We start from the raw sequence: 1,173 nt of genomic DNA, 5'->3' as shown, positions 1-1,173 counted from the left end.
ACGGTACTTTTCGTTTTTGCTTAACCACTTCGGAGCTTCCTGTACCTGCTCAACCCGTTTGACATCAGCAAGAGGATTATGGGTTATGTACCCTTGCTTTTGCATCCAAACACAGAAAGCCTCTATCGTCGCCAAAGCCGTATTAATGGATGCAGGTTTCAACCCTTTCACGCCCTGCAGATACCGACGGTACTCCACAGCGTCGATGGACGTGATACTCCTCGGATCCATACAGTCGCTGTTTTTCTCCAGCCATTGAAAGAACTGATCCAGTTGTCTACGATAAGTTTTGATGGTGTTTTCACTCTTGCCTGTTGCCGTCAAGTGAGCAAAATACTCATTTAGCATACGATCACCCATTATCTTTTGAGTTTTTTAAGGGATAACGTGCTCAATAACCTCAGTAGTATGTAGACACATTATACCACACTCAAAAGATAATAGATATTATATTTTGTTATTTTGAGCCCTTAAAATTATCGACATCGGATGCTTCCGTAATGGCTTTTGAGCGCACAGTCAAACATACCCCTCTCGCCTTCTCTGAGCCTTTTCTAGCGTTTCTATCTTGTTGCCCAACCAACTATACCGCCGATAGAGTAAAACGCCTGTATTAGCTTCCTACGGCGTTGGTTGTGATCGTAGTTCCGGTTTCCAAACCGACTACGAACCTCCCTGATCTTCCCCTGGAGCTTCCTAACCTCATCGTCTGTATAGCACGCCACGTACTTATGCTGGCAGTGCGGGCAGACAAAGTACGACTTCTCTACTCCGTCAGATAGATGCTTTTGCTGAAGGTTATGGATCGTGAACTGTTCTTTGCATCCAGCATCACAGACAGTTGTGATCACCTCTATCTCTCCTTTCTCTGAAATAAAAAAATCACTCTCCATACGAGTGACGTGTCACGAGTATATATATCTTTTCTTTTACTTTCTTTTCTTTTGTGTAATTATTGCATGCAAAAACCGAGTTAATGTAAGCAGAAACCACAGTTAATGTACTACAGAAGAAAAGTACAGTGTGCTGTGAAGCCTTGATACATAAGGGTTTTTACGCTTGACTGTCCTCGGATTAGAGGACAGTCGTTTATCTGCTCTTGAAATCCTTCCAAACTAGTTGATAAAAGATAGTGAGGATGACACCGCAAATAAAGCCGGTTATCCAGGCCAC

The 1,173-nt window shown here is 43.1% G+C and carries 1 protein-coding gene; it reads right to left on the bottom strand.

Features of this window, described 5'->3' with window-relative positions; genetic code table 11:
* Positions 1-348: tyrosine-type recombinase/integrase (locus HGBM_RS24045; RefSeq protein ID WP_026074633.1), on the bottom strand; the 348-nt coding region annotated here is incomplete at its 3' end.
* Between the last annotated feature and the right edge of the window lie 825 nt (positions 349-1,173).

The sequence above is a fragment of the Brevibacillus massiliensis genome (assembly GCF_000311785.1).
GTDB classification, from domain to species: Bacteria; Bacillota; Bacilli; order Brevibacillales; family Brevibacillaceae; genus Brevibacillus_C; species Brevibacillus_C massiliensis.
Note: the sequence above shows the minus strand (reverse complement) of the source record. Positions and strands in the feature narration are given on the sequence as shown.